23 protein-coding genes are annotated in these 25,699 nt (G+C 71.3%); 14 read left to right on the top strand and 9 right to left on the bottom strand.

Translation table 11 applies throughout. From position 1 onward, the window contains the following. Window positions 1–2: 2 nt before the first annotated feature. Window positions 3–1,067 (bottom strand): LLM class flavin-dependent oxidoreductase, encoded by a 1,065-nt coding sequence (locus CTZ28_RS15790; RefSeq protein WP_259471638.1) that lies wholly within the window; start codon window positions 1,065–1,067, stop codon window positions 3–5. 66 nt (window positions 1,068–1,133) lie between these two features. Beyond that, window positions 1,134–2,252 (bottom strand): acyl-CoA dehydrogenase family protein, encoded by a 1,119-nt coding sequence (locus CTZ28_RS15785; RefSeq protein WP_121890027.1) that lies wholly within the window; start codon window positions 2,250–2,252, stop codon window positions 1,134–1,136. A gap of 605 nt (window positions 2,253–2,857) precedes the next feature. Between CTZ28_RS15785 and CTZ28_RS15780 the strand changes: the two genes are divergently transcribed. The 12 genes from CTZ28_RS15780 (at window position 2,858) to CTZ28_RS15725 (ending at window position 17,931) form a co-directional block, all read left to right on the top strand. Further along, window positions 2,858–4,483: an ABC transporter substrate-binding protein gene (locus CTZ28_RS15780; RefSeq protein WP_121890026.1), complete on the top strand. Its 1,626-nt coding sequence runs from the start codon at window positions 2,858–2,860 to the stop codon at window positions 4,481–4,483. A 3-nt stretch (window positions 4,484–4,486) separates the two neighbouring features. Next, window positions 4,487–5,509: an ABC transporter permease gene (locus CTZ28_RS15775; RefSeq protein ID WP_121890025.1), complete on the top strand. Its 1,023-nt coding sequence runs from the start codon at window positions 4,487–4,489 to the stop codon at window positions 5,507–5,509. Then, window positions 5,506–6,387 (top strand): ABC transporter permease, encoded by an 882-nt coding sequence (locus CTZ28_RS15770; protein ID WP_121890024.1) that lies wholly within the window; start codon window positions 5,506–5,508, stop codon window positions 6,385–6,387. The genes CTZ28_RS15775 and CTZ28_RS15770 overlap by 4 nt, the downstream gene beginning before the upstream one ends. Next, window positions 6,384–8,027: a dipeptide ABC transporter ATP-binding protein gene (locus CTZ28_RS15765; RefSeq protein ID WP_121890023.1), complete on the top strand. Its 1,644-nt coding sequence runs from the start codon at window positions 6,384–6,386 to the stop codon at window positions 8,025–8,027. The genes CTZ28_RS15770 and CTZ28_RS15765 overlap by 4 nt, the downstream gene beginning before the upstream one ends. Window positions 8,028–8,045: 18 nt before the next feature. After that, on the top strand, window positions 8,046–9,278 hold the full coding sequence (locus tag CTZ28_RS15760; protein WP_121890022.1) for an acyl-CoA dehydrogenase family protein: 1,233 nt from the start codon (window positions 8,046–8,048) through the stop codon (window positions 9,276–9,278). Continuing rightward, on the top strand, window positions 9,275–10,537 hold the full coding sequence (locus CTZ28_RS15755) for an LLM class flavin-dependent oxidoreductase (RefSeq protein ID WP_121890021.1): 1,263 nt from the start codon (window positions 9,275–9,277) through the stop codon (window positions 10,535–10,537). The genes CTZ28_RS15760 and CTZ28_RS15755 overlap by 4 nt, the downstream gene beginning before the upstream one ends. Next, window positions 10,534–11,457, top strand: coding sequence for an LLM class flavin-dependent oxidoreductase (locus CTZ28_RS15750; RefSeq protein WP_121890020.1), 924 nt, complete (start codon window positions 10,534–10,536; stop codon window positions 11,455–11,457). Before CTZ28_RS15755 ends, CTZ28_RS15750 begins: the two co-directional genes overlap by 4 nt. 17 nt (window positions 11,458–11,474) lie before the next feature. Then, on the top strand, window positions 11,475–12,677 hold the full coding sequence (locus CTZ28_RS15745) for an acyl-CoA dehydrogenase family protein (RefSeq protein WP_121890130.1): 1,203 nt from the start codon (window positions 11,475–11,477) through the stop codon (window positions 12,675–12,677). Window positions 12,678–12,730: 53 nt separating this feature from the next. Beyond that, the gene (locus CTZ28_RS15740) at window positions 12,731–13,768 is read left to right on the top strand and encodes an aldo/keto reductase (RefSeq protein ID WP_121890019.1); all 1,038 of its coding nucleotides are present in this window, start codon (window positions 12,731–12,733) and stop codon (window positions 13,766–13,768) included. Further along, window positions 13,761–14,855 carry an LLM class flavin-dependent oxidoreductase gene (locus tag CTZ28_RS15735; protein ID WP_121890018.1) on the top strand — a complete coding sequence of 365 codons (1,095 nt, stop codon included), beginning with the start codon at window positions 13,761–13,763 and terminating at the stop codon, window positions 14,853–14,855. The genes CTZ28_RS15740 and CTZ28_RS15735 overlap by 8 nt, the downstream gene beginning before the upstream one ends. A 15-nt stretch (window positions 14,856–14,870) precedes the next feature. Then, the gene (locus CTZ28_RS15730; RefSeq protein WP_121890017.1) at window positions 14,871–16,274 is read left to right on the top strand and encodes an NtaA/DmoA family FMN-dependent monooxygenase; all 1,404 of its coding nucleotides are present in this window, start codon (window positions 14,871–14,873) and stop codon (window positions 16,272–16,274) included. A gap of 238 nt (window positions 16,275–16,512) precedes the next feature. Next, on the top strand, window positions 16,513–17,931 hold the full coding sequence (locus tag CTZ28_RS15725) for a purine-cytosine permease family protein (protein WP_121890016.1): 1,419 nt from the start codon (window positions 16,513–16,515) through the stop codon (window positions 17,929–17,931). A gap of 117 nt (window positions 17,932–18,048) precedes the next feature. Here the strand turns inward: CTZ28_RS15725 and CTZ28_RS15720 are convergent, their stop codons facing one another. From CTZ28_RS15720 to pdxR, 6 genes are all read right to left on the bottom strand, one after another. Further along, window positions 18,049–18,963 carry a LysR family transcriptional regulator gene (locus CTZ28_RS15720; RefSeq protein WP_121890015.1) on the bottom strand — a complete coding sequence of 305 codons (915 nt, stop codon included), beginning with the start codon at window positions 18,961–18,963 and terminating at the stop codon, window positions 18,049–18,051. A gap of 110 nt (window positions 18,964–19,073) precedes the next feature. Then, window positions 19,074–19,568 (bottom strand): zinc-binding metallopeptidase family protein, encoded by a 495-nt coding sequence (locus CTZ28_RS15715; RefSeq protein WP_220795339.1) that lies wholly within the window; start codon window positions 19,566–19,568, stop codon window positions 19,074–19,076. After that, window positions 19,568–20,233, bottom strand: a complete 666-nt coding sequence (locus tag CTZ28_RS15710; RefSeq protein WP_121890014.1) for a DUF1028 domain-containing protein — start codon at window positions 20,231–20,233, stop codon at window positions 19,568–19,570. The genes CTZ28_RS15715 and CTZ28_RS15710 overlap by 1 nt, the downstream gene beginning before the upstream one ends. Next, window positions 20,230–20,700 (bottom strand): RidA family protein, encoded by a 471-nt coding sequence (locus tag CTZ28_RS15705; protein WP_121890013.1) that lies wholly within the window; start codon window positions 20,698–20,700, stop codon window positions 20,230–20,232. The genes CTZ28_RS15710 and CTZ28_RS15705 overlap by 4 nt, the downstream gene beginning before the upstream one ends. A gap of 10 nt (window positions 20,701–20,710) precedes the next feature. Continuing rightward, window positions 20,711–21,997 carry a flavin-containing monooxygenase gene (locus CTZ28_RS15700; protein WP_121890012.1) on the bottom strand — a complete coding sequence of 429 codons (1,287 nt, stop codon included), beginning with the start codon at window positions 21,995–21,997 and terminating at the stop codon, window positions 20,711–20,713. A 123-nt stretch (window positions 21,998–22,120) separates the two neighbouring features. Then, window positions 22,121–23,590, bottom strand: coding sequence for a MocR-like pyridoxine biosynthesis transcription factor PdxR (pdxR, locus tag CTZ28_RS15695; RefSeq protein WP_259471637.1), 1,470 nt, complete (start codon window positions 23,588–23,590; stop codon window positions 22,121–22,123). 107 nt (window positions 23,591–23,697) lie between these two features. Here pdxR and CTZ28_RS15690 point away from each other — a divergent pair, with 107 nt between their 5' ends. After that, window positions 23,698–24,291 (top strand): TIGR03086 family metal-binding protein, encoded by a 594-nt coding sequence (locus CTZ28_RS15690; protein WP_121890011.1) that lies wholly within the window; start codon window positions 23,698–23,700, stop codon window positions 24,289–24,291. After that, window positions 24,285–24,764, top strand: a complete 480-nt coding sequence (locus CTZ28_RS15685; RefSeq protein ID WP_121890010.1) for a hypothetical protein — start codon at window positions 24,285–24,287, stop codon at window positions 24,762–24,764. The genes CTZ28_RS15690 and CTZ28_RS15685 overlap by 7 nt, the downstream gene beginning before the upstream one ends. Before the next feature lie 61 nt (window positions 24,765–24,825). Here the strand turns inward: CTZ28_RS15685 and CTZ28_RS15680 are convergent, their stop codons facing one another. Next, window positions 24,826–25,614 carry a hypothetical protein gene (locus tag CTZ28_RS15680; RefSeq protein ID WP_121890009.1) on the bottom strand — a complete coding sequence of 263 codons (789 nt, stop codon included), beginning with the start codon at window positions 25,612–25,614 and terminating at the stop codon, window positions 24,826–24,828. Window positions 25,615–25,699: the final 85 nt, after the last annotated feature.

Below are 25,699 nucleotides of genomic sequence, written 5' to 3'. Positions count from 1 at the left end.
GGTCAGCGCAGCCGGGGCAGCAGCTGGTCGCCGATACGGACGATCTCCTGCTTGTACGGGGTGTCGGAGAGGACGAAGTGGGTGATGCCCAGCCGGCGGTACTTGTCCAGCGCCGTGGCCACGTCGGCGGCGGAGCCGACCAGCCAGGTGGTCGCCGCCCCTCCGCCGCCGACCTTGCCGGGCGTGGTGTACAGGCAGGTGTCGAGCACCTCACCCCGCCCGGCGAGGTCGAAGAGCCGCTGCTGTCCGACAGCGGTCCTGCGGTTCCCCGTCCAGGTGGTCTCCCCCGGGTTCTCCGCCATCTTCGCGACCTTCTCCTCGGCCGCCCGCCATGCCTCCTCCGTGGTGTCTCGCACCAGTGTGGTGATCCGCAGCCCGAACTGGAGGGGCTGGTGCCTGCGGCCCACCTGCTCGCTCAACGCCTTGAGCCGGTCGATGCGTTCGGCGAGGCCGTCGAGCGGTTCGCCCCAGAAGAGCTGGACGTCCGCCTCCGCCGCCGCGACCCGTTCGGCGGCCTCGGAGGCACCGCCGAAGTAGAGCGTCGGATGCGGCCGGCCGTCGATGGCGTACGGGCGTGGCGCGGCCGTGGACCGGCTGACCTGGAAGTGCTCGCCGGCGAAAGTGACGTCCTCCTCGGTCCACAGCCGCCGGACGAGTTGCAGGAACTCCTGGGTGCGGGCGTAGCGTTGCGCGGGGTCACTGCGGGTGTCGCCGTAGGCCGCCGGATTGTCGAGTCCGCTGACGATGTTGACCAGGGTCCGGCCGCGGCTGAGCTGGTCGAGCGTGGCGGCGGCGCCGGCGAAGTGGGCCGGCTGCCAGTAGCCGGGACGGATCGCGATCAAGGGCTTGAAGGTGCTGGTCCTGGCGGCCAGCGCGGTGGCGACGGTGAAGGTGTCCGGGCGGCCCCATCCGGTGCCCAGGAGCGCGCCGCCCCATCCGTGCGCCTCCGCCGTGCGAGCGAGGTCGGTGGAGTACTCGATGGAGCCCCAGCCGGTCGTCGTGTCGTCGCCGCGGTGGCCCGGTTCGACGGTGTTGGGGATGTACCAGAGGAATTCCAGGCTCATCATGATTCCGATCTCTGCTTGGCCGGCCCCCGGGCGATGCGGGCCCGGACCGCTGAGGAACACGGGAGGTCAGAAGGTGGGCAGGGCGGCGGCGAGCTGGGCGGACCGCACCTCGGCGGTCTGCCCCTGCACGAGGACGAACAGCGCGGAGCGTGCGTGGAGTTGGGCGGTGTCGTCGGTGGTGAGGCCACGGCCGGAGCGCGCGATCAGCAGGGCCCGGCTCAGCGTGGACACCGCCTCCCCCGCGGCGACCTTGAGCGCGAGACGCTCCTCGAGGTGCAGGGTGCGGTCAGCGGCGGCTGCGGCCTCGTCGGCCCGGGCGTACGCCCGTTCGCGCAGCTCGGCGACGCGCGGCGACCACCGCTCCACGACCGCCCCGGTCCCGGGCTCCGCACGGAGTTCGTCGAGCACACGACCGGCCAGGCCGAACACATGGGCACGGGCGTCGCTGGTCTGCGAGCGGTCCGCCGCGTGGTGCTCGGCGAGCGGCTCAACGCTCAGCACGTACGCGTCGGGCACCGCCACGTCGTCGAGCCGGACGCGCCGGGTACGGCTCCCCGCGACGGCGGCGAGGTCCAGCTCGCTCGCCGCCATCCGGTCGCCGACGGGGACCAGCGCCACCACGACGCGCTCGGTCTCCGCCTCCACCGCGGCGAGCAGGAGGACCGAGTTGAGACCCCAGCCGCTGACCCAGGAGAGCGTTCCGCGGAACCGCCAGCCGCCGGTGGTACGGACGGCGGCGACATGACGGTCGGGATAGCGGCGCACGTCGCTGAGTCCGGCGCCGACCAGGACGTCACCGCGCAGCACCCGCTCGGCCAGCGGGTGGCCGGTGACCGAGCCGCGCAGCCGTGCAACACGCTCGACCGTCGGCGCGTGCTGGGCCCAGACCAGCCAGGTGCTGAAGCACGCGTAGGAGAGCAGTTCGTGCAGCCGGCGGTCCGCGGTACGGCCGAGGGCGGCGCCGCCGAACTCCGGCGGGGCGAGGTGGTTCAGCGCTCCGAGGGAGCGCAGCGCCGTGATGGTCTCATCGGGCACACCGCTGCGGTCGGTGTCGAGCGACCGGGGCAGCAGGATCTCTCGGGCGAACCGCTCGACTCTCGGGACGAGCGACGTCTCGTCCGCCGTCGCGGACGCCGTACGGGGTGGGCTTGCGGTGGTGACATGCTGCTCCACGGAGCTGGTCATGTGAAGTCCCTGCAGGTCAAGGCACACGGCAGCATGGGGCCGTCGCGTGGCCGGGCGTGGGAGGGTGAGGAGAGGGCGTGGCGCGGAGCGGACGGAAGGGTCAACACTGTGCGCTGGACACGCGAACGAGGTCGACACAGCGCTCGCTCGTGAGCAGCAGAACCTCGTACATGCGTTGGAGTCTCTGTGTGATCGATCAGAATGTCAACGCACACCATGTGGGCATGGGGTTGACAACAAATGTGCCACCACCACACACTCTCACCCCATGAACCGGGATCCGTTGCTGACCACTGAGCGCTGTGTCGATCTGCTCAGGGTTTCCAGCGCGCGGTGTAGCTGACCCGGCCTGTACGGGCCCGCACCTCGGCTCCGGAATCCTGCGCTCTCCCCTTCTTCGCCTTCTTCGCCTTCTTCCCCACCGGGCCACAGGCAGGACCTGACACGGTCGGCTGCCGGGCACGCCTGCACCATGGCCGGTTCCCCAGCTGTCCCTTGACTCGGCGTCAATTCTCTTACGGCTCACTGCTGTTCGCCGATGTTCCGGTGCCCCGGTCCGGACCGGCCGCCCCGCCGCGCCCTTTGGAAGGACACCCCTCGCTGCCATGAAACTCACCCGCCGCCGCACACCCGCGGCCCTCGGCGCCACCCTGTCGGCAACGGCCCTGCTGCTCGCGGCGTGCAGCGGCACGGGCGCATCCGGTACGAGCGCCGCGGGCGACGCCGGCAAGCCCCGGTACGGCGGGGTGCTGACGTTCTACGACCCGGTCGGCTACCGCGCCTGGCAGGTCGCCAACACCCTGTGGTCCAACAGCAATGTGACGCCCAACCTGGTGGACCGGCTGACCTGGCAGGATCCCAGGACCGGCAGGATCGAGCCCTGGCTGGCCAAGAGCTGGACGATCAGCGAGGACCATCTGACGTACACGTTCCGGCTCCGTTCGGGCGTCACCTTCAGCGACGGCACCCAACTGACGGCGCAGGTGGTCAAGGACAACCTCGACCAGCACGGCTTCGGGAACAAGGCCGCCGGTGTCGCGCCGGACCAGTTCTTCGCGAACTACGTCGGCACGACGGTCACCGGACCGCTGACCGTCAAGGTCCGCCTCTCCCAGCCCAACGCCGCCTTCCTTCAGGTTCTCTCGATCTACCGGACCGGCATCGTCGCCAAGTCCTATCTCAGGAAGAACTGGAACGATCAGGGCAGGCTCAGCAGCCTGATCGGCTCCGGTCCGTTCGTCGTCGCCGGCGGCAACGGCACCACCGGCGTGGTCCTCGAGCGCCGCGACGACTACGACTGGGCCCCGCCGAGCTTCCGTCACCAGGGCAAGGCATACCTCTCCGAGATCCGCTACACCACCGTCCCCGAGCAGAGCACCGCCGTGGGCGGGCTCCAGTCGGGCCAGGCGGACGTCGTACGCAACATCGCCCCCGACGACGAGGAGACGGTCAGAAGCAGCGGAGGCCAGGTCCGGGCGTTCCCGGCCCAGGGCGAATCCAACCAGCTCCATATCTCGCTGGCGGCGAACGCACCCACCAAAGACCTCCGGGTCCGGCAGGCGCTCCAGGCGGCCACCGACCGCAAGGAGATCAACCAGGTCGCGCTCTCGCCCAGTTACGGCATCGGCACGGGAATCCTCGTCCGCGGCACACCGGACCGCCCGGACGGCAGCGCCCACCTGACGTACGACCTGGCCAGGGCCAAGAGGCTGCTCGACAAGGCCGGTTGGCGGGCCGGTTCCGACGGGATCCGTGCCAAGGACAGCACACGGCTGTCGTTCACGCTCTACGTCACCCCGTACTACCAGGTCTCCCAGGCCGTGGTCGAAGTGCTCCAGTCGCAGTGGAAGAAGGCCGGGATCGAGGTGAAGCTGAAGACCCCGTCGATGAGCGAGTACGAGGCAGAGATCTCCAAGGACACCGTCTTCACCCAGGGCCAGCTGTCCCGGGCCGAACCCGATGTGCTGCGCTCCGAGTGGCACAGCGATCTGGTCGACGCGACCTACACCGAGATCCCCGCGCTGGACAGACTGCTGGAGGCTCAGGTCGCCGAATTCGACCCGTCGAAGCGCGCCGCGGCCGTCGAGGCGATCCAGGACTACATCCTCAAGAACGCGCTCACCATTCCGCTGTACGACGAGACACAGGTCTACGGACTGCGCTCCACCGTCCACGGCTTCCAGACCGAGGCCGTGGCCCGGTCGACGTTCTACAACACCTGGCTGTCCTGAGCCATGACCCCCTACATCCTCAGGCGACTGGTGCAGGCCGTCCTCGTGCTCTGGGCCGCCTACACCCTGACCTTCGCCCTGCTCACCGCTCTGCCCGGCGACGCGATCTCCAACAGGATCAACAACCCGCAGAACCAGCTCACCCCGGAGGACGGCAGGACCCTCAAGGCGTTCTACGGCCTCGACCGACCGATCGTGGTCCAGTACGCCCACGCACTCGACGCGCTGCTGCACGGCAACCTCGGATACTCGCTGAGCAGCGGTTCGACGGTGTCGTCCCTCCTCGGCGACGCGCTGCCCCACACCCTTGTGCTCACCGCCCTCGGCCTCACCTTCGGCGTGCTCGTGGCGGCGGCACTCGGGATCGCCGGAAGCTACGCACCCTGGAGCCGGCTGCGCGCCCTGCTCCAGTCCTTCCCCGCGCTGGCCGCCTCCGTACCGAGCTTCGTGGTCGGCATCCTGATCCTGGACGGCTTCTCCTTCCGGCTGCGTCTGATCCCGGCGGTCGACGACGGCACGTTCCTGGCCCTGGTCGGCCCCGCGCTCACCCTCGGCATCATGATCGCGGCACCGCTCGCGCAGGTGTTCACCGCCGCGATCACGGCGACCCGACGGCAGCCGTTCGTCCATGTCCTCCAGGCCCGCGGGGCGGGCGAGCACTATGTCTTCCGCCACGGTGTGCTGCGCAACGCGTCCCTCCCGGTGATCACCATGCTCGGTCTGGCCGTGGGCGAGCTGATCGCCGGATCGGTCGTCACCGAGGCGGTGTTCGCGCGCAACGGCATCGGTCAGATCACCCTCAACGCCGTCAACACCCAGGATCTGCCCGTCGTCCAGGGCGTGGTGCTGATCTCCACCACCGGTTACGTACTCGTCAACCTCCTTGCCGATGTGATCCATCCGCTGATCGATCCGCGCATCCGGGCCGACATCCTCGCCCGGCGTGCCAAGCGCCCCTCCCGTGCCCGTCCCGGTGCGGACGAGGCGGTCCCCGCCCGGCTCCCGGACGAGGCGGTGGCGTCATGACGACCCTGGACGAGAGCCCGCCGCCGGTCGGAGACACCGCACGAGCGCTGCCCCGCCGGACGGGTACGGCCGTGCGCCGACTGGTGCGCCACTGGTCGGTGGTACTGGCGGCCACGGTCCTCGCCGTGGCCGTGCTGTGGGCGCTGGCCCCCGGCTGGTTCACCGGCGCGAGCCCGACGCGGATCGACGCGGCACAGAAGCTGCTGCCGCCGTCCGGCGCCCACTGGTTCGGCACCGACCGGCTCGGCCGCGACCAGTTCTCCCGTGTCGTCCACGGCGCTCGCGCGTCCCTGACGGGATCGGCGGTGGCCGTCCTCGTCGGTGTCACGGTGGGCTCGGTCTTCGGGGCCCTCGCCGGCTGGCTCGGCACATGGGTCGACGCCGTCGTGATGCGGCTGATCGACGTCGTGCTGTCGATTCCCGGCTTCCTCCTGGCCATCACCATCGTCGTCGTCCTCGGCTACGGCGTCCTGCAGGCGGCGTTCGCCGTGGGGATCACCTCCTCGGCCACGTTCGCCCGGCTCATCCGCGCGGAGGTGCTGCGGTCGAGAACCAGCCAGTACGTCGAGGCCGCCGTGGCGAGCGGCGCCCGGTCCTCGACCGTCCTCGTGCGCCACGTGGTGCCCAATTCGCTGGTGCCGACGCTGTCCCTGGTCACCGTCCAGTTCGGTATCGCGATCATCTGGATCGCGTCCCTGAGCTTCCTCGGGCTGGGCGCCCAGCCGCCCAGCCCCGAGTGGGGACGCCTGGTCGCGGACGGACGCAACTACCTGGCGAGCAGCCCGTACCTGGTGGTCTGCCCGGCCCTCACCGTCGTCGCGGTCGTCCTCGCCGGCAACCATCTCGCCCGCCACTTCGCAGAGAGGCAGGAACGATGAACGGCGACAGCCCACCCGAGTCGGGCGCCGCGCCCGGCCCCGTCCTGTCCGTGGCGGACCTGAGCGTCGGCTACCGGGTCGGACCCGGAACCAGGACGGCCGTACGGAACGTCTCCTTCGAACTCGCCGAGGGGCAGGTACTCGCGCTCGTCGGGGAGTCGGGCTCGGGGAAGTCCACCATCGGACACGCGGTGCTCGACCTCCTGCCCGGCAACGGGCGGCTGCTGGGCGGGACCGTCTCGTACCGGGGCCGTACCATCAGCGGCCTGCCCGCGCGTCAGCTGCGTCAGCTGCGGGGCCGCGCCATCAGCCTGATCCCGCAGGACCCGACGCTCTCCCTCGACCCGATCCGTCGCGTCGGGTCCCAGGTCGACGACGTCCTGCGCCTGCACACCGGTCTGGACGCCGAGGCACGCCGTACGAAGGTCCATGAACTGTTCGAGCTGGTCGGCTTCCACGACGTGGAGCGGCGCTACCGGCAGTTCCCCCACGAACTGTCGGGCGGCATGCGCCAGCGCGTCCTCATCGCCGCCGCCGTGGCCGCCGAACCGGACGTGATCATCGCGGACGAGCCGACGTCGGGGCTCGACGCGACGGTCCAGGCGCAGGTGCTCGACCTCATCGACGACCTGCGCCGCCGCACCGGGACCGCGGTGGTGCTGATCACCCACGACCTGGGAGTGGCCGCGGACCGCTCCGATCTCGTCGGTGTGCTGCGGCAGGGCCGGCTGGTCGAGCTTGCGCCCACGGCGGAGTTCGTCCGCAGCCCGCGCGACGACTACAGCCGGCACCTGCTCGACAGCGTGCCCGCGCGGCTGGAATTCCCCGACCGCGGCAGCGGCAGGGCGCCCTCCCACGGGCCGGCGGCGGTGGAAGTGACGAACCTGCGCAAGCACTACGGCGACCACGTCGCGGTCGACGGCGTCTCCTTCACCGTCGAGCAGGGTGAGACCTTCGCCGTCGTCGGCGAATCGGGCAGCGGCAAGTCGACCACCGCACGCATCCTCACCGGCCTCGTCCCTGCGACGGCCGGCCGGGTCCGCCTCCTCGGCACCGACGTCGGCGACCTGAGCGCCAAGGCGTTCCGCCCCCTGCGCGGCGACGTCCAGATCGTCTTCCAGAACCCGCACGCCTCCTTCGACCCGCGTTTCGACGTCCTCTCCGTCGTGGCGGAGCCACTGCGGTCCTTCCAGCCCGTGCGCTCTCGGCACCGACTGCGCCGGGAGAACCGGGACCGGGTGGTCGCGGCGCTGGAGGCCGCGTCGCTGCCGGCGTCCTTCCTGCACCGCCATCCCCGCGAGCTGTCGGGCGGGCAGCGCCAGCGGGTCGCGATCGCCCGCGCGCTGGTCTCGGATCCGAGGATCGTCGTGCTCGACGAGCCGGTCTCGGCCCTCGACGTGTCGGTGCAGGCGCAGATCCTCGCACTGCTCGACCGGTTGCAGCGCGAGCGCGGGCTCACCTACGTCCTCATCTCGCACGACCTGGCGGTCGTGCGCGCCATCTCCGACCACGTGGCCGTGATGCGGCACGGCCGGATCGTCGAGCAGGGCGCGGTGGCCGAGGTCTTCGGGACGCCCGCCTGCGACTACACGGCCGACCTGCTCGGCGCCATGTCCGGCCGGCAGCTGGCGATCCGCTGACCTCGACGAGGAGCCCCCATGAGCAACACGTTTCCCCCGCTGGACGAGGCGGTGGCCGAGTTCCGCCGGATCTTCGCACGGCTGCGGGCGGAGGCCGGTGCCCGTGACCTGTCCCGCAAACCTCCGTACGAACCGGTGCGGGAACTGATCGACGCCGGGTTCGGCCGGCTGCGCGTACCGACCGAACAGGGTGGTTTTGGCGTGAGTCTGCCCGTCCTGTTCCGGCTGCTGGCCGAAGCCGGCGCCGCCGATTCGAACATTCCGCAGATCCTGCGGGGTCACTTCACGGCCGTGGAGATCCTGCGGCACACCACCGACTCCGCCGACGCCGGCTTCTGGCTGCGCAGGATCTCGGAGGGCGCCGTGTTCGGCAACGCGCAGTCCGAACCGGCCGACGGCGGCGCCGGCTTCGGTATCGCGACCCGGATCCACGAGGTCGCCGGACGCAAGGTGGTGACCGGAACCAAGTACTACTCCACCGGCTCCCTGTTCGCCGACTACATCCGCGTCGCGGTCGCCGACGACGACGGCAACCGGTGGTTCGCCGTCGTGCCCGCGCGGCACCCCGGGGTCAGCCACGGCGACGACTGGGATGGCATCGGACAGCGCCTGACCGGCAGCGGCACCACCCTCTTCGACCGCGTCCCGGTGGCTGAGCACGGGGAACTGGGCCGCTACCAGGAGGACTTGCGCACGCTTCCGTCGTTCGTGCAGCTCGTCCATCTGGCCAACCTCGCGGGCATCACCCGCAGCGTGGTCGAGGAGACCACCGCCGTGGTGAGGTCACGCACCCGCACCAGTCTGCACGCGCTGAGCGAACAGGCCACCCAGGACCCCGAGGTGCTCGGGGTCGTCGGACGCCTCCACGCCCACGCGCTGACGGCCGACGCCCTGCTCCGGACGGTCGCCGAGGGGCTGGAGTCGGCCGACCGGGACGGCTCGCGCGAAGCGTACGCCGCCAACTACATCGACGTATCGGCCGCGCAGGTCGCCATCATCGAGGCCACCCTCGCCGCCGCGACGATCGCCTTCGACGCCGGCGGGTCGAGCACGGTCCGCGAGAGCGCACACCTCGACCGGCACTGGCGCAACGCGCGCACCCTCGCCTCGCACAACCCGGTCGTCCACAAACCCCGGGTCATCGGGGACTTCATCGTCAACGGTGTCGCTCCGGCATCGTCGTACGACCGCGGCCGGCGGTCCCTGGCGTCGCCGGAATCCCTTGAGTCCCCGGAAGGAAGGCAGCGGTGACGCGCCACCTGCACATCAACGTGAATATCCTCAACGCCGGTGTCTTCGGCGGCTCATGGCGCTATCCCGGCACCGACGGGCTGGCGAGCTACACCGTCGAGCACTACACGAGCATCGCGAAGAAGGCCGAGGAGGCGAAACTCGACGCCGTGTTCCTGGCCGACGGCCCGGTCGTGGAGCCCCTGGTGCGCCACCGGCCCGGCAACAACCTGGAACCGACCACCGTGCTGGCCCGGATCGCCGCCCGGACCGAGCGCATCGGGCTGATCGGGACCCTGTCGTCGAGCTACAACGACCCGGCCGAACTCGCCCGCCGCGTCGGCGACCTGGACCACCTGAGCGGGGGCCGGGTGGGCTGGAACGTCGTCACCACGGCGGGCGCCGCCGCTGCCCGTAACTTCGGCAGGGCCGACGAGCCCGAGCACACGCTGCGGTACCGGCGGGCGGCCGAGTTCACCGAACGGGTCATCGCCCACTGGGCGGAGCGGAGCACGTTCCCCTCCCCGCAGGGGCTGCCCGTCGTCGTACAGGCCGGCGGATCCGGTGACGGGCGCCGGCTGGCCTCCCAGGTCGCCGAGGTCGTCTTCTCCGCCGACCAGGACATCGACCACGCCACGGCGTTCCGCGCCGAGATCCGCGCCGGAGCGGTGGCGTTCGGACGCCGGCCCGAGGACGTCGTCGTACTGCCCGGTCTCTCCACGGTGCTCGGCAGCACCGAGGAGGAAGCCCGCAGCCGGCGTGCGACCCTTGACGAGATCCTTCCCGACGCCTATGCGCGCAGCCGCCTGTCCGGCCAGCTCGGCATCTCCCTGGAGGGACTGCGCGACGACGAGCCACTCCCCCGCGAACTGCTGGTCGAGCCGGACGAGGCCGGCGGTTCGCAGACCTTCTACCGGATCGTCAAGGCGATCATCGACAGGGAGAACCCCCCGCTGGGCCGGCTCCTGCGCAGGCTGAGCGGCGGTGGCGGCCACCGGATCGTGGTCGGCACTCCGGAGCAGGTCGCCGACGACATCCAGCTGTGGTTCGAGCGGGGGGCGGCCGACGGCTTCAATGTCATGCCGGACGTGCTGCCGTCGGGGTTCGACGACTTCGCCGACCACCTGATTCCCGAGCTGCGGCGCCGCGGCCTCTTCCGCCGTGACTACGACGACACCACCCTGCGCGGCCACCTCGGTCTCCGCACACCGGGGCGGCCACGACGTCATCTGGCGGCGGTGCCCAAACCCGCAGGCCAGGCGAGGAGGAAAACCCCATGACCATCGTCGTCCTCGACCTCACGGTGGGATCCCGCCTCCCTCTCGCCGACGCGATCGAGATCGCCGCGCTCGCCCAGGACACGGGTGTGACCGCGGTGCGACTGCTCGACGGCGGACCGGAGGACACCCTGGACACCACCGCGGTCGCCGCCTACCTGGCCGGCCGCTTTTCCCGGCTGCGCTGCGTCCTCGACGCCCCGACCAGCCACAACGCCCCCTACAACCTCGCCCGCCGGGTGCTGTCCCTGGACCGGGCCACCGCCGGCAACTCCGGTCTCGTGCTGCGCGCGGGCGACGGCGACGAGACCAGTCTGGCCGCGGTTCCCGAGCCGACGGCCACCGGCCGGCCGCAGCGATGGGCGGAATACGCGTATGTCCTCACCAGGCTCTGGGAGAGTTTCCCCGCGACGGCGCTGCTCGGCGACCAGATCACCGGTGTGTTCGCGGAGGACTCCTTGATCGCACCGATCGACCACGAGGGCCGTTTCTACCGGGTGAAGGGTCCGCTCGACTCCCCGTCCTCGCCCCAGGGACGGCCCGTGCTCGTCGCCGACGCCCGTGACGAGGTGGACTGGGCCGATGTCGCCGCCCTCGCCGACGCGGTCGTCGTGACCGCGGCCCAGGTCCCGGGAGCGGCCGTACGGCTGACCGAGGCGGCCGAGCGCGCGGGCCGGCGACGCGAGGACATCGCGCTGCTCGGCCGGATCGAACCGGAGCCGGGAGCGGTCCACCGCACAGCCGACGAGATCGCGGGCTGGGCCGCACGTCACAGCCTGGACGGGCTGGAACTCGCGACGGCAGGAGACCGCGACCTGCTGCGGGAGGTGTTGCGCACGCTCGTGCCATCGCTCGCCCCGGCATCGGCACCGACCCTGCGCCACGCGCTCGGCCTGCCCGCACCGATCGGAGTCACGCCGTGACCGGGACCACGCACCCCATGCAGCCCGCAACGGGGCCCTCGGCCCCGCCCACCGTCGGTGGGATACGCACCGCGATCGCCCCGATCCTCACCGGTCTCGCCGCGACCGCCCGCCGGCGCGAGGCCACCCGGGAACTTCCCTTCGAGCAGGTACGTGCGCTCGCCGGGGCCGGCCTTCTGCTGATCGGCGTCCCGGAGCCGGACGGCGGCGCCGGCGGAACCGTCCGTGACGTCGTCGAGGTCGTCATCGATCTCGCCCGAGCCGACTCCAACGTCGCCCAGGCGCTCCGTGCCGGCTTCCTCACCGCACGCCAGGTCGCCACGCGCCGCGATCTCCCGTACCGGGAGAGGTCGTTGGAGCGGCTGCGGCGCGGCGACCTCTTCGCCGGGACCAGCAACGAACGCAACGGCGGCGCCGGCGGTTCGGTGGCCACCACCGTACGCCGTGACGGTGCCGGGCATGTGCTCAACGGCACCAAGTACTACAGCACCGGGGGTCTGTACGCCGACTGGTTCGGCGGCACGGCGGTGGACGAGGACGGCACCGTCGTCCACTTCACCGTGCCCACCGACCGGGAGGGCGTCGAACTCCTCGACGACTTCGACGCGGTCGGCCAGCGGCTCACGGCGAGCGGCAGCACCCGCCTGACCGATGTCCGGGTCGCCGACGACGAACTCGTCAGCATCGACAGGTCCCAGCTGCGCAACCCGTGGCTCGGCTCGTTCGCCCAGCTCTACCTCGCCTCCGTGCACGCCGGGATCGCCGCCGCCGTGCTCGACGACGCGGTCTGGTTCGGCCGGGAGAAGGCCCGCCCGATCAAGCACAGCACCGCGGACAAGAGCGTCGACGACCCCTACGTCCGGCACGTCGTCGGCCGTGTCGCGGCCCGCGCCCACGCCGCGCGAGCCTCCGTCGTCCTCGCGGCGGAAGCCCTGGCACATGCCGACCGGGCCCCGGACCACACGGCGCGCGCGGCCGGCGCCGCCGCTGCCGTGACGGTCGCCCAGGCCCAGTACGCCGCCGTCGAATCCGCCCTCGGTGCCGCCGAGTTGCTCTTCGACGTGGGCGGCGGCTCCGCGACCGACCGGCAGTACGCCCTCGACCGGCACTGGCGCAATGCGCGCACCGTCGCCAACCACAACCCACGGGACTGGAAGGCCGCGGCGGTCGGCGCCTACCACCTCACCGGGGAGGAGCCGCCGACCACCGGCCTGTTCTGACCGAGTCCACCCGCCCGCTCCCTGCCCACCCCCGCTTCTGAACGGACTTCCGTATGACATCCACCGACCCCGCCCCGTCCTACCGAGCCGCCGACGACCGCTACGAGAGGCTCGGCGGCTATCGCCGCGCCGGCGACTCCGGACTCGATCTCCCCGTCTTCTCCTTCGGTCTCTGGCAGAAGTTCGGCACCGACCGTCCCTACGCGACCCAGCGCGAGATCGTGCTGCACGCCTTCGACCTCGGCATCACCCACTTCGACAACGCCAACCGCTACGGGCCGCCCCACCGCGCCGCCGAGAAGTTCTTCGGCACGCTCCTGCGCAAGGACCTCGCGCCCTACCGGGACGAGCTGATCCTGTCGACCAAGGCGGGCAACCCGATCGGCCCGAGCCCCTACCTCAGGGGCGGCTCCCGCAAGTCCCTGCTGGCCTCCCTCGACCACAGCCTGCGCGACCTCGGCACCGACTACGTCGACATCTTCTACAGCCACAGCCCCGACACCTCGACCCCGCTGGAGGAGACCGTCGGCGCCCTGGTCACGGCGGTCCGGTCCGGGAAGGCGCTGTACGCGGGCATCTCCAACTACACCCCCGAACGGACCCGCGAGGCAGCCGAGTTGCTGCGCCGGGCCGGAGTCCCGCTCCTCGTCCACCAGCCCCGCTACTCCCTCTTCGACCGCCGCCCCGAACGCAACGGCCTGCTCAAGCTCGCCGCCGAGGACGGCTTCGGCCTGGTGGTCTACAGCCCGCTCGCCCAGGGCCTGCTCACCGACAAATACCTCGCCGACACGATCCCTACGGGCGCGCGCGCCGAGGACAGCGCCTTCCTGTCGCCCGACGTCATCGACGACACCTACCGTGAGCGGGCGACGGCGCTCAACGAGATCGCCCGGCAGCGCGGCCAGTCGCTCGCGCAGCTCGCGCTGCAGTGGGTGCTGCGGCAGCCCCAGGTGAGCAGCGCGCTCATCGGCGCCAGTTCGACCTGGCAGCTGGACCACAACCTCAAGGCCGTGGACTTCCCGCCGCTGACCGACGAGGAGCTCGCCCTCATCGACCGGTACGGCGTGCACGGGACCGGTCTCCGTGTCTGAGGGCACCCGGGTCACCGAGCGGGTCGGGGCCGGGGTGGCGGACGGCCGGCCCTTCCGGCTCGCCTTCCTGCTCCACCTCGACTCCGATCTGGCGCCCGCCGCGGCTTACCGGCAGGCCATCGACCTGTTCGTCACCGCCGAGCGGCTCGGGTACGACTCGGGCTGGGTGATCCACCGGCATTTCCGCCAAGGCAACGAGCACGTCTCGGCGCCGCTGGTGCTGCTGGCGGCGATCGCCGAGCACACCACCCGGATCAAGCTCGGCACGGGTGTCCTCGTGCTGCCGCTCGCCGACCCGCTGGCCGTGGCCGAGGACGCGGCCGTACTGGACGAACTCAGCGGTGGCAGACTCGAACTGGGCGTCGGCTCGGGGCCGTTCCCGACCGCCTGGGAGGCGTTCGGCCGCAGTCTCGGCGCCCGGCACACCCTGTTCGAGCAGGGGGTGACCAGGCTGCACCAGGTCCTGGAGGGGCGCCCGGTCAACACCGCAGGCGAGGTGCTGCACCCGCCGGGGACCGGCCTGCGGCGACGGATCTGGCAGGCGACCACCAGCGATCCGGCCCGGGCCGTGGCCGACGCCGTCGCGGCGGCCAGGGCCGGTGACGGTCTCCAGCTCTCCCGGGCCGGCGACTGGGCCGGCCGGCAGACCGCGCGGCAGCAGGCGGAGATCGTCACCGCGTACCGGGCGGCGGCGACCGCCGCCGGGCACGCGCCGCGGGTCCAGGTGTCCCGGGCGGCCTACCCGCACCCCGACGCGGCCGGTGCGCTGCGCGCCGTCACACCCGGCGTCCGCCGCTGGCAGTCGTGGGCGGCGCCGAGCCGTGGCGCCGGCGGGATCGACGTCCCCGAGTATCTGGCGCGCGACCGGGCTTTGCTCGGACCGCCCGGGACGATCGCGGACTCCCTGGCCCGCGATCCCGCCCTTGCGGACCTCACCGACCTGCTCGTCAGCTTCGTTCCCGGCGTGCCGGAGCGCGACGAACACGTCCGGCTGCTCACCGCCACCGCCCAGGATCTCGCGCCGCTGCTCGGGTGGCATCCGGCCCCGGCACCCCGGACGGCCGGACCCGATCCCGACGCCCCGTGAAGGAGCACCACGACTGTGACCGGTTTCCATCTCAACCTCTCGCTGCTCACCCCGGGCCACTTCCGGCATGCCTGGCGGCTCCCGCACGCCGACCCGCTGGCCCAGCTGGACGTGGACCACTTCACCCGGCTCGCCGAAGCCGCCGAGGACGCCCGGATCGACGCGGTGTTCCTCGGCGACGGACCCGCGCTCGGCGCCGGCATCGAGCACGCTCCGGGCCCGGGGCTCGACCCGCTGATCCTGCTGGCCCACCTGTCCGGCGCCACGGAACACCTCGGTTTCGTCATCACCAGTTCCTCGACGTACAACTCCCCCTACAACCTGGCGCGCCGCTTCAACGCGCTGGACCATGTGAGCAAGGGGCGGGCCGCGGTGAACATCGTCACCACCGGAACTCCCGCCGCCGCCGCGAACTTCGGTCTGGACGACCACCCCGACCGGGACACGCGCTACCGCCGGGCCCATGAGTTCCTCGACGTGGTGACCCGGTTGTGGGACGCGTGGGAGCCGGGCGCCCTCGTCGGCGACCGCACCAGCGGGCGCTACGCCGACCCGAGCCGCATCCACGCCATCGACCACCGGGGCGAGTTCTTCTCGGTCCGCGGTCCGCTGCCCGTGCCCGCGGGGCCTCAGGGGCGGCCCGTGATCGTCCAGGCCGGAGGCTCCGAGGGCGGGCTGAAGCTCGCCGGTGACTTCGCGGATGTCGTCTTCACCGTGGCGCAGACCCAGGCGAAGGCCGTCGCGTTCCGTGACGAGGTCCGTCGGCGTGCCACGGCGGCCGGCCGCCGCCCGGACGACGTGAAGGTGTCGCTCGGTGTGGTCGTCCTCGTGTCCGAGACAGCGGCGGAGGCACAGCGGCGCGCGGAGGAGCTGTATGCCACCCTCCCCCTGGACAGCCTGGTAGCGGCCCTGAACACCGGCCTCGGCCTGCCCGCCGACGCGTTCGGGCCCGACGACCCCATCGCGCTCGACGATCTTCCGGACCGCTCCGGGGAGGGGGCGTTCTCCGTCGGCTTCGCCGAGTCCACGCGCGCGCTGATCGCCGAGCGCCCCCGCTCGCCCCGAGAACTCGTCCGCCGCTCGGCCGGCGGATCGGGTCATCGCCTCCTGATCGGCTCCGCCCCGCAGGTCGCCGACGACCTGGAGCGCTGGTTCCGTGCGGGAGCGGCCGACGGTTTCACGATCATGCCGGCCGACACGGCGGTCGACTTCGAGAACTTCACCCGCCTGGTGGTCCCGATCCTGCGGGAACGCGGGCTCTTCCGGAGCGACTACACCGCCCGCACGCTGCGTGAACGCTTCGGTCTTCGCCGGCCCGGGCGGGACGTCGCCGGACGGCCGGCGCTGGTTCCGCCTGCTGCGGATCCGCCGGGAGATCCGGGACGACATCGACGAAGCCCTGTACCGGAACGGCCTTGAACGGGAAGAGCCGACCAGCGTGTGTTTCTCGTACTCCGCCCCCTGTCGGGCCCGGGCCCGTTTCCGCGGTGGAAACATTTCGTTCCGTCCCCGTCAAGCAGATCCGGTGGGTGCCATGCACCCTGGCTGCATACGAAGAACAGGGGAATGAGATCGCAAACGTCTATTGGACAGGGGGGATCCCCCGGCCCGACGGTTGTGGCACTTTTGAGCCACACGTTGAGTGGAGGGCCGTTCAATGACGCCGATTGAGGCGCCTCAACGCCTTGAGGACAAGACGATCCAGCCCATCCCGCCGTCCGAGCGGCACGGCAGCGCCCGGGACCTGTTCACCATCTGGTTCGGTTCCAACATCATGGTGCTCACCGTCGTCACCGGGGCGCTGGGGACCGCGGTCTTCAACCTGCCGTTCTGGTGGACGGTGGCCGGCATCCTCGTCGGCAACCTGCTGGGGGCCGTGCTGATGGCCTTGCACTCCGCGCAGGGCCCGCGGCTCGGTGTTCCGCAGATGGTGCAGTCGCGCGGCCAGTTCGGAAGCTACGGAGCGCTGCTGATCACCGCGCTCGTGGTGCTGATGTACATAGGATTCTTCGCCTCCAACCTGGTCCTGGCCGGCCAGTCCCTCGTCGCCGCCGGTCTCCCGGTCGGGACGAGCACCGGCATCGTCGTCGTGGGCGTGGTCGCGGTGATCGCCACCGTCTTCGGATACGACCTGATCCACGCCTACACACGTGTCCTGACGTATCTCTCCGGTGCGGCCCTGGTCCTGGCCTTCGTCTGGATCGTCGCCGTGCACGGCCTTCCGGAGAACTTCGCTTCTCATGGCTCGCCCAGCGTCACCGGTTTCATGGGAACGGTCACCGCGGCAGCGCTGTGGCAGGTTGCCTACGCCCCGTACGTATCGGACTACTCGCGCTACATGCCGGCCGACACCGGCGCCCGCCCCGCCTTCTGGTCCAGCTACGCCGGCTCCTCGCTGGGCTCGATCCTTCCGATGATTCTGGGCGCCATCGTCGGCGTGGCCGCCGGGGAGGGTGTGGTGGCGGGACTCGACCAGCTCACCGGGGCGGTCGGGCCGGTCATCATCCTCATCTTCTCGCTGGGCATCGCCGCCACCAACTCCATGAATCTCTACTGCGGTGTGCTGTCCACCCTCACGGTGGGTCAGACGTTCGCGCCGGCCTGGTCGCCTGGGCGGATCACGCGGGCCGTCACCGCCACCGTGCTGTTCGTCCTGTCGCTCGTCGCGGCGCTGGCGGGCCAGGACAACTTCATGGAGTACTGGCTGAACTTCATCACCCTGCTGATGACCGTGCTCGTGCCGTGGACGGCCATCAACCTCGTCGACTACTACCTGCTGCGCCACGGAGACTACGACGTCGACTCGTTCTTCCGCGCCGACGGCGGCGTCTACGGGCGCGTCAACGTGCCCGCAGTGGCCTGTTACGTCATCGGTGCCCTCGTCCAGTTGCCCTTTGTCGCCACGACTCTGTACACGGGGCCCGCGGCCACCGCGATGGGGGGTGTGGACCTGTCCTGGATCGTCGGGCTGGTGGTCATCAGCCCTCTCTACTACTTCTGGGCCAAGGCATCGATGCGGCGCTCCGTTCCCATGGTTGCGGTCGCGTCGGCCAGCACGGATGCGGCGCTGACCTGATCAGGGAAGGGGCGAGGTGTGTGTGCCACCGGTCACGGCGGCACACACACCTACTCGTTGAGGAAGGCGGCGGCGAGGCCGCCCCAGGCACGGACTTCGTGACCATGGTGGTGTTGTTCAAGCCCTGCCGATCCCGCGGAGGAGTTCCACCACGGCCTGCGCGCGGAGGGTCTGTCGGATGCCGTCCACCAGGGCGATCGTCACATCGAGCGGTGGATGGTCCTCGCTCAGCTCCAGCGAGACGACATCGCCGCCCGCGTAGGTCTGGCTGGTGACCGGCCGCTGGTTGAGGACCGAGTATCCGAGCCCCTGAGCGACCAAGGACCGCACCGTTTCATAGCTCTGCGTCCGGTAGCGGATGTCGGGGGCAACCCCCGTGGCGGCGACGAGTGCCCGGAAGTAGTCACGGCTGTAGGGAAGATCGAGGAGGACCATCGGTTCGGCCGCCAGCTCGGCAAGTTCGACCGATGCGCGGTCCGCCAATCGGTGCTTCTCCGGGACGATCACATAGGCCGATGCCTGGGCGATGATCTCCCGACGCACTTCGGGATTGGCCGCCATGCCGAGATCGTAGGTCAGCGCGAAATCGATCTTCCCGGTCTGCAGCGCGTGAATCAGCTGTTCTGCCTCCGCCTCCACCACATTGAGTTCGATCCCGGGATGCCGTTCGCTGCAGGCGGCGAACAGCGCGGGCAGGTAGTACGGCGCCAGCGTGACGAAGCAGCCCACGGAGACGGGGCCGGCCAGTGAACCGCCGCTGCCGCGGGCCTCCGCCTCCACATCGCGCGCCCGGGCCAGCAGCTCACGGGCCTGGTGCTGCAGGCGTTCGCCCGCCGAGGTCAGGGTCAGCCCCCGGGCCCGGTGGCGGATGAAGAGCTGGACCCGCAGCTCGTGTTCCAGGTTGGTGATGGCAGAGGACACGGCAGACTGCGCGATGCGCAGCTTTTCGGACGCAGCCGTCATCGACCCGCATTCGGCGGCAGTCACGAAATAGCGCAACTGGACAAGAGTGAAGCCGACAGGCTGCGTCATGGCGGCCCCCTTGCATCGAATTTCGAGGTGCGCCCACCGAGGTGGATCTAGTTAGCAGATAAGGCTGGGTGCGCGACAGTAGCACGGCAGTGCGAGGACTGTCCGGCGGTTCAGGGCGTGCGACGGCCGGTCAGCGCGGCGGGGCTGGTGAGGGTACGGAGTTCCGCCTCGGTGAGCAGCTCACGTTCGCGTACCAGGTCCAGGGCCGGGCGGCCGGTGTGGTCTGCCTCCAGCGCGATGGCGCAGGCGGTCTCGTAGCCGAGCGCGGCACCGACCGCGCCGGCCGCGATGAGGTTGTGCCCGCAGGCGTGACCGAGGCCGGGCAGCGCGTCGTACTCGGCGCACAGCGCGATCCGCACGGGCCCGCTGCCGAACCGGGCGAGGAACGCCGTGTCCAGGCCGAGATAGGACGAGGTCACCTCGAACCCGGCGCGGTCGAGCAGTTCCGGTACGGTGGCCGCCGCCCGGTGTTCCTCCCAGGCCGTCTCCGGGTCGGCGTGCAGCCGCTCGGACAGGCGGATCAGGTTCTCGGCGTGCCGGTCGATCTCGCGCCGGGCGGCCTCCTTCAGCGCGCCCGTCGGCGCTCCTTCCTCCGGCGGCGCCATCACAGGTCGCCCGGGACGCCGTAGGAGGGCGCGGAGGTCGGGTCGAGTCCGCGGCGCACGTAGTCGTCGCGCTGCGGCAGCCAGATGTCGAGGAGTTCGGCGAGCCGGTCGACGGGATCGTCGGCCCAGTCCACCCGCAGGTCGGTCACCCGCCAGTCGACGTCCGCGACGACCGCCAGGCCCGCCGAGTACACCGGCCCTTCCTCGCCGCCGGCGGCGACGGCGGCCTTCAGGGCGGTGATCAGCCGCTCCTCCAACTCGCCTGTGGCCTGCGCGTAGGTGTCGAGGAGAACGTCGGGGATGTGCTCGCCGGACAGCATGTTGCCCGCCGCCACCGCGCCGTCCGCGACGGCCGAGGCGTGCCTGCCCAGGACGCGTGAGCCGCTGTACGCGAACCCCGGACCGGACCGGCCCAGCACGGTCAGCTGCCGGTACTCGATGTGGTCGGCCGCCTCGGTGACCTCGGCCAACGCGCGCTGCGCAGCGCCGTGCCCGGCCAGCCGCGCCAGCAGCTGTGTGCCGAGCGTGGGGTCGGTGACGTTCTGCGAGGCTGCGGCGCCGACGCCGGACCGCAGGTGGCCGACCCTGGCGAAGACGGCGGGGCTGGAGGAGCTGGCCACCATGCCGAACCGGTCGCCGTCGCGTACGGCGAGGGAGAACGTCATGCCCGCTCCTCCCCGGGGATCACGGCGACGGCGTCGATCTCGCACAGCCACTCCGGACGCGCCAGGGCGGAGACGACGAGACCGGTCGAGATGGGGTGCACACCCTTCGTCCAGCGGCCCACGGTGCGGTACACCGCCTCGCGATAGCGCGGGTCAATCAGATAGACGGTCAGCTTGACCAGGTGCTCCATCCGGCTGCCCGCCTCTTCGAGCAGCGTCTTGATGTTCGCCATGGCCTGCTCGGCCTGCGCCCCGGCGTCCCCGACACCGACCGACGCGCTGGTGTCGAGATCCTGGCCGATCTGCCCCCGGACGTACACGGTGTTGCCGGCGACGACGGCCTGGCACAGATCGTTGTCGAGGCTCTGCTCGGGATAGGTGTCACGGGTGTTGAACGGCCGGATCCGGGTGTGCCCGCCGACCACGATCGGGCCCTTCGCCCGACGGCTCTCACTCGTGGAGGTCATCAGCTGCTCCTCAGACGTTCTGGGCCGCCGGCACGACGCCGGACCGGTCGGTGCTGCCGTACGCGAGGTAGCCCCGCTGGGTCGCGATGTGGTCGGCGACGTACCGGGCGTCGTGCCACACACCCCAGATGAAGCTCGACCCGCGACGGGACAGCCAGGGCAGCCCCAGGAAGTACACACCTGGCTCGCGGGACACCCCACGCCGCTGCACCGGCCGGCCCCTCTCGTCGAAGGTGTCCACCTCCAGCCACCCGTAGTCGGCGGCGAAGCCCGTCGCCCAGACGACGGAGGTCACGCCGGCCCCGGCGAGATCCAGCTCCAGCCGAGGGTCCGTCATGCACTCCGGGTCCGGCCCCAGCACATGCGCCTCCGGCTCCCCGGGCAGATCGAGCCCATTGCGCCCGACATACGCGTCGGCCGCCCGCAGCAACTCCACATACTTGGCGTCGCCGAGCGCGATGTTCGCGGCGAGATCCGGCGCGAAACGCAGGACGCCGTCCTCGTACGCGGCCGTCATACCGACCAGCTCGATGCCGTCGGCGACCAGGGCACGGAAGTCCACCGTGTGCCCGCCGCGGGCGCCACTGACCGCGATGGTGACATGCTCGGCACCCTGCGGCGGCGTCTCCGCGTCCCAGCGCCCGAGCACCCCCAGCCACCAGCAGAAGTCCCGCCCGCGATACTGCCGGGGCGGACGGTCATGCGGCCCGACGGACAGGAACACCCGGCGCCCGGACCGGCGCAGCTCATCGGCGATCTGAACCCCCGAGGAACCGGCGCCGACCACAAGGACCGCGCCCTCGGGCAGTTGCTCCGGGTTGCGGTATCCGCTCGAATGGATCTGCACGGGGACGGCGCCCTCCGGAACGATGGGCGGGATCACGGGCCGCTGGAACGGACCGGTCGCGGCCACGACGAACCGCGCGCCGATCGAGCCCTCCGACGTCTCGACCCGGAACCCGGACCGGCCGTCCCGCTTGCGCACCGAGGTCACCTCGACCCCGGTACGGACCGGGGCGCCGATCTTCTCGGCGTACGCGACGAAGTAGTCCGCGACCTGCTCCTTCGAGGCAAAGCCGTCGTCAGCGACGTTGAAGAACTCCAGCCCCGGAAACCGGTCGTGCCACGCGGGTCCGTTCGCCACCAGGGAATCCCACCGCTCCGAACGCCACCGCTCGGCGATCCGATGCCGCTCCAGGACGATGTGCGACACACCATGGGCCCCCAGATGCTCGCTCATCGCCACACCTGCCTGACCCGCCCCGACGACCACTACTTCCGTCTCTTCACTCGGCATTTCACCCTCCACTCAGGCGGCAGTCCTTGGCGATATCGAGCCGACGGCGCCACCTCACGAGAAATCCTCGGGGGCACCGCGAATTCCGTCCAACAGAGGTTTCCGTTATGGATGATCTGATTTTCAGATCCAAGGGGACTTCCCGCGCGGGCCGAGCAGGCGGTGCAGGCCCGGCTCGATGTCCGCGGCGCCGATCGCGCCGTAGCCGAAGACGAAGCCCGGGCGCGCCGAGCGGTTCGCGGCGACCTCCGCCAGGGTGTGGACCTCCACGCCGGATGCCCGGGCGCGGCGGGCCCGCTCGGCGAGGGCCTCGGGGTCGGCGAGGTGGCCTCGGGTGAACGCGGTCACATGCAGGCCCGCCGCGGACGGTACCAGTTCGGTCAGGTCCGCGAAGTGGCCGGTGAGCGCACGGGTGATGGCCTGGTGCCGGGTCGTGTAGGTGTGCCGCATCCGGCGGATGTGCCGGGCGAGCAGCCCGTCGTCGACGAAGCGGGCGAGCGCCGCCTGCGTGGGAACCGCCGTGTGCCAGTCGGCCGCGTACTTGGCGGTGCGCAGTGCTTCGCGCAGCGGGGCGGGCGCCACCAGGAAGCCGACACGCAGAGAGGGCAGCATCACCTTGGAGAAGGATCCGACATAGATGACGTGTCCGTGCCGGTCCAGGCTCTGCAGTGTCTCGACCGGCCGCCCGCCGAAGCGGAATTCGCTGTCGTAGTCGTCCTCGATCACCGCCGCGCCGTGTCGGCGCGCCCACCGCAGCAGCGCTGTTCTGCGTTGCAGGGACATCGGCATGCCGAGCGGGAACTGGTGGGCGGGGGTGACGTACACGGCGCGGGTGTCCGGCGGGATGGCGTCCACCAACAGGCCCTCGGCGTCGACCGGTACGCCGGTGACCTCCGCGCCCTGCGCCAGGAACGGCAGCCGGGCCGGCGGGTAGCCGGGCTCCTCGACGGCCACCCGGTCGCCCGGTTCGAGCAGCACCCGCCCCACGAGGTCCAGTGCCTGCTGCGTGCCGGTGGTCACCAGCACGTCGTCCGGGCCGGTCCGCACGGCGCGGGAGAGTCCGAGGTGCCGGGCGAGCGCGGCCCGCAGCCCGGCGTGGCCGACCGGATCGCCGTACCCGACCGCCCCGGCCGCCGAGAGGCGCAGTTCCCGGGCGATCAGGGGACGCAAGGCGTGGTACGGGAAGAGCCGGGCGTCCGGCAGGCCGACCCGGAAGTCATGGGCCGCCGTGGTCGCTCCCGTGGTCTCGGGGCCCGCCCAGGGGGACAGGCCCGCCCACAAGGCGCGCGGGCGCAGTCCCGAGCCGGTGGTGTCGGCGTCGGCCGCGGCCTCGCGGGTGGGCAGGCCCGTCATGCGCACATAGGTCCCGGAGCCGACCTTGCTGACCACGTATCCCTCGGCGACGAGCCGTTCGTAGGCGGCACCGACGGTGTTGCGGGCCACCGCGAGGTCCCGGCCCAGCTCCCGGGTCGGGGGCAGCGGATCCCCGGGGCGCAGCAGCCCTTCGTGGATCGCGGTGCGCAGTTGCCGGTAGATCTGGCCGGACAGGTCGCGCTGCCCGTCGAGCGTGACGTGCACGTCCATCGCGGTCATCGGCTTTCGGGTCGGTCGGTCCTGGCTCTCGGCCCGGCGATTGGCTCAATCAACTGGCAGGACATTGGCTCTAGGGGTGAGCCGCTGTGTGATCCTACGCTCGGGCCATGGACGTACGACGACTCGACCGCGAGGCGCTGTCACTGACCGGAGCGGCGGTCTCCCGGGTGAAGACCGGTCACTTGAGCTTGGCGACACCGTGCGCCGACTGGACCCTGTACGGCCTGCTGCGCCATCTGGTCAGCCAGAACGAGGGGTTCGCCGCTTCCGCCCGCGGCGCGGGGGAGCCGTGGGCCGTGTGGCGGGACGGCGATCTCGGCGAGGATCCGGCGGGAGCGTACGAGGCCTCGGCGGGCGAGGTCACCGCGGCGTTCGCGGAAGGCGATGTGCTGGAGCGGCGGTTCGCGCTGCCGGAGGTGGGCGAGGGTTTCGCCGTCCCCGGACGGGTGGCGATCGGCTTCCACCTGCTCGACCACGTGGCACACGCCTGGGATGTCGCGGTGACGATCGGTGCCCCGTGGGAGCCCGGCACCGAACTCACCGCCGCCGCGCTGCGTGTCGCCGCACTGGTCCCCGACGAGGGCCGCGGGGCCGGAGCCGCGTTCCGCCGGCGGATCGCCGTCGCCGACGACGCCCCGCCGGGCGACCGGCTGCTGGCCCTGCTCGGCCGCGACCCGTCCTGGAGGCCGGGGTCATGCTGAGGAGCCGTTGGTGCCGGGGCCCGGCCGCGTACTCCCCCGGCGACCGCGCCCCCACGGATGGCGACGACGGCGGCATACGCGGTCGGCGGAGCGGTCCGCTGATCGTCAGCGTCACCGACTTCACCAGCGACGCGTACGGGGACGTGCCGGGCATCATCCGACGCGGCTTCGCGCTACGGCGCCACTGGCCGGATCTCGACGGGGCGGTCGGCATGTGGCTATGGGTCACACCGTCGGCCCGGCGCTGCGGATCGGTCTCGGTGTGGACCGGGCGACGGGCCATGGTGGAGTTCATACGCCTGCCCGAGCATGTCGCGATCATGAACGAGTACCGCGAGCGAGGCACGACCAGGTCAGTGATCCGGGAGTACACGAGCTTCGACACGGCACGGATCTGGCGGGACGCCGAGGCATGGCTGACGTCGGACGATCGCCACCGTGCCGCACGGGGGACGCCACGGCAGCGCGGCTGACGCCGGTTTCTCCGCGACAGCCCGTCGAGAACTGCCCGTCGAGCCGAAACCCGTGCCGACGTCAGCGTCTCCACCGGGGCGAGCCACCGCTCCGGAGCCGGGTGGCGTCGTCCCCGCCGGGGGTGTCGGAGGTCTCGGGGGCGGTGTCCTGCCGTGTCGCGCGCCGTTCCGCGCTCCAGCGCCGCCAGGCAAGCACGAAGCCGATCCCTGCCGGCAGCACGGGAACGGCCAGCTCGGTGGCCAGCGACGCCATCCAGTCGGGGTTCAGCTGCTCCGTCAGGCCACTCGTGTACTGACAGGTCGCCTGCGGAGGGAAGAAGCTGTACGTCTGCGTCCTCGGCGGATTCTGTCCCCAGTCCGCGCCTGCCGAGCAGACCGACGACGGGCCGGCGAACAGCCGCCATCCGACGAGCGCGTAGAACATGAGGAACACGGAGCCGGTCACGAAGAACGCCGTCCCCGTGCGGCGGAGCTTCTCGGCTCTGGACATCGGCACCACCAGATCACTGCCGAGCCGCGGCTCGAAACACTCCGCGATCAGGGCCACGAGCAGACACGTGATCATGATCAGCAGACTGGCCCAGAGCGGCGCGCCGAGCACCGCCCGCCCGCCGATGGACGAGACCTCCCCACCGTCGAACTCGCAGATGGTGGCTGGTGGAAACGCCTGATCCCGCACCCGTAGGAGCCGGCCGGGCCCCTGCGTCACCCCCTGCATGCACCGCTCGTCGAACTCCATCATGCCGACCAGGGCGAGCCCCGAGCCGACCACCACAAGCCCGAACGACACCCCTGCCGTGGCCCAGAGGCCGTCCGTGCGATAGCCGCCGTGCGTACCCGTGTCTGACATTCGTGCACAGTAGCCGCCCGCGACCGCCGAGCCGCAGCCGTCGGTTGTGCGCTGTGTCGGCCGTGACCGGCGCAGGCCGTGGTTG

The organism is Streptomyces shenzhenensis, assembly GCF_003688995.1.
GTDB classification, from domain to species: domain Bacteria; phylum Actinomycetota; class Actinomycetes; order Streptomycetales; family Streptomycetaceae; genus Streptomyces; species Streptomyces shenzhenensis_A.
The sequence above is the reverse complement of the archived record's forward strand: the minus strand, read 5'-3'. Positions and strand labels throughout refer to the sequence as shown.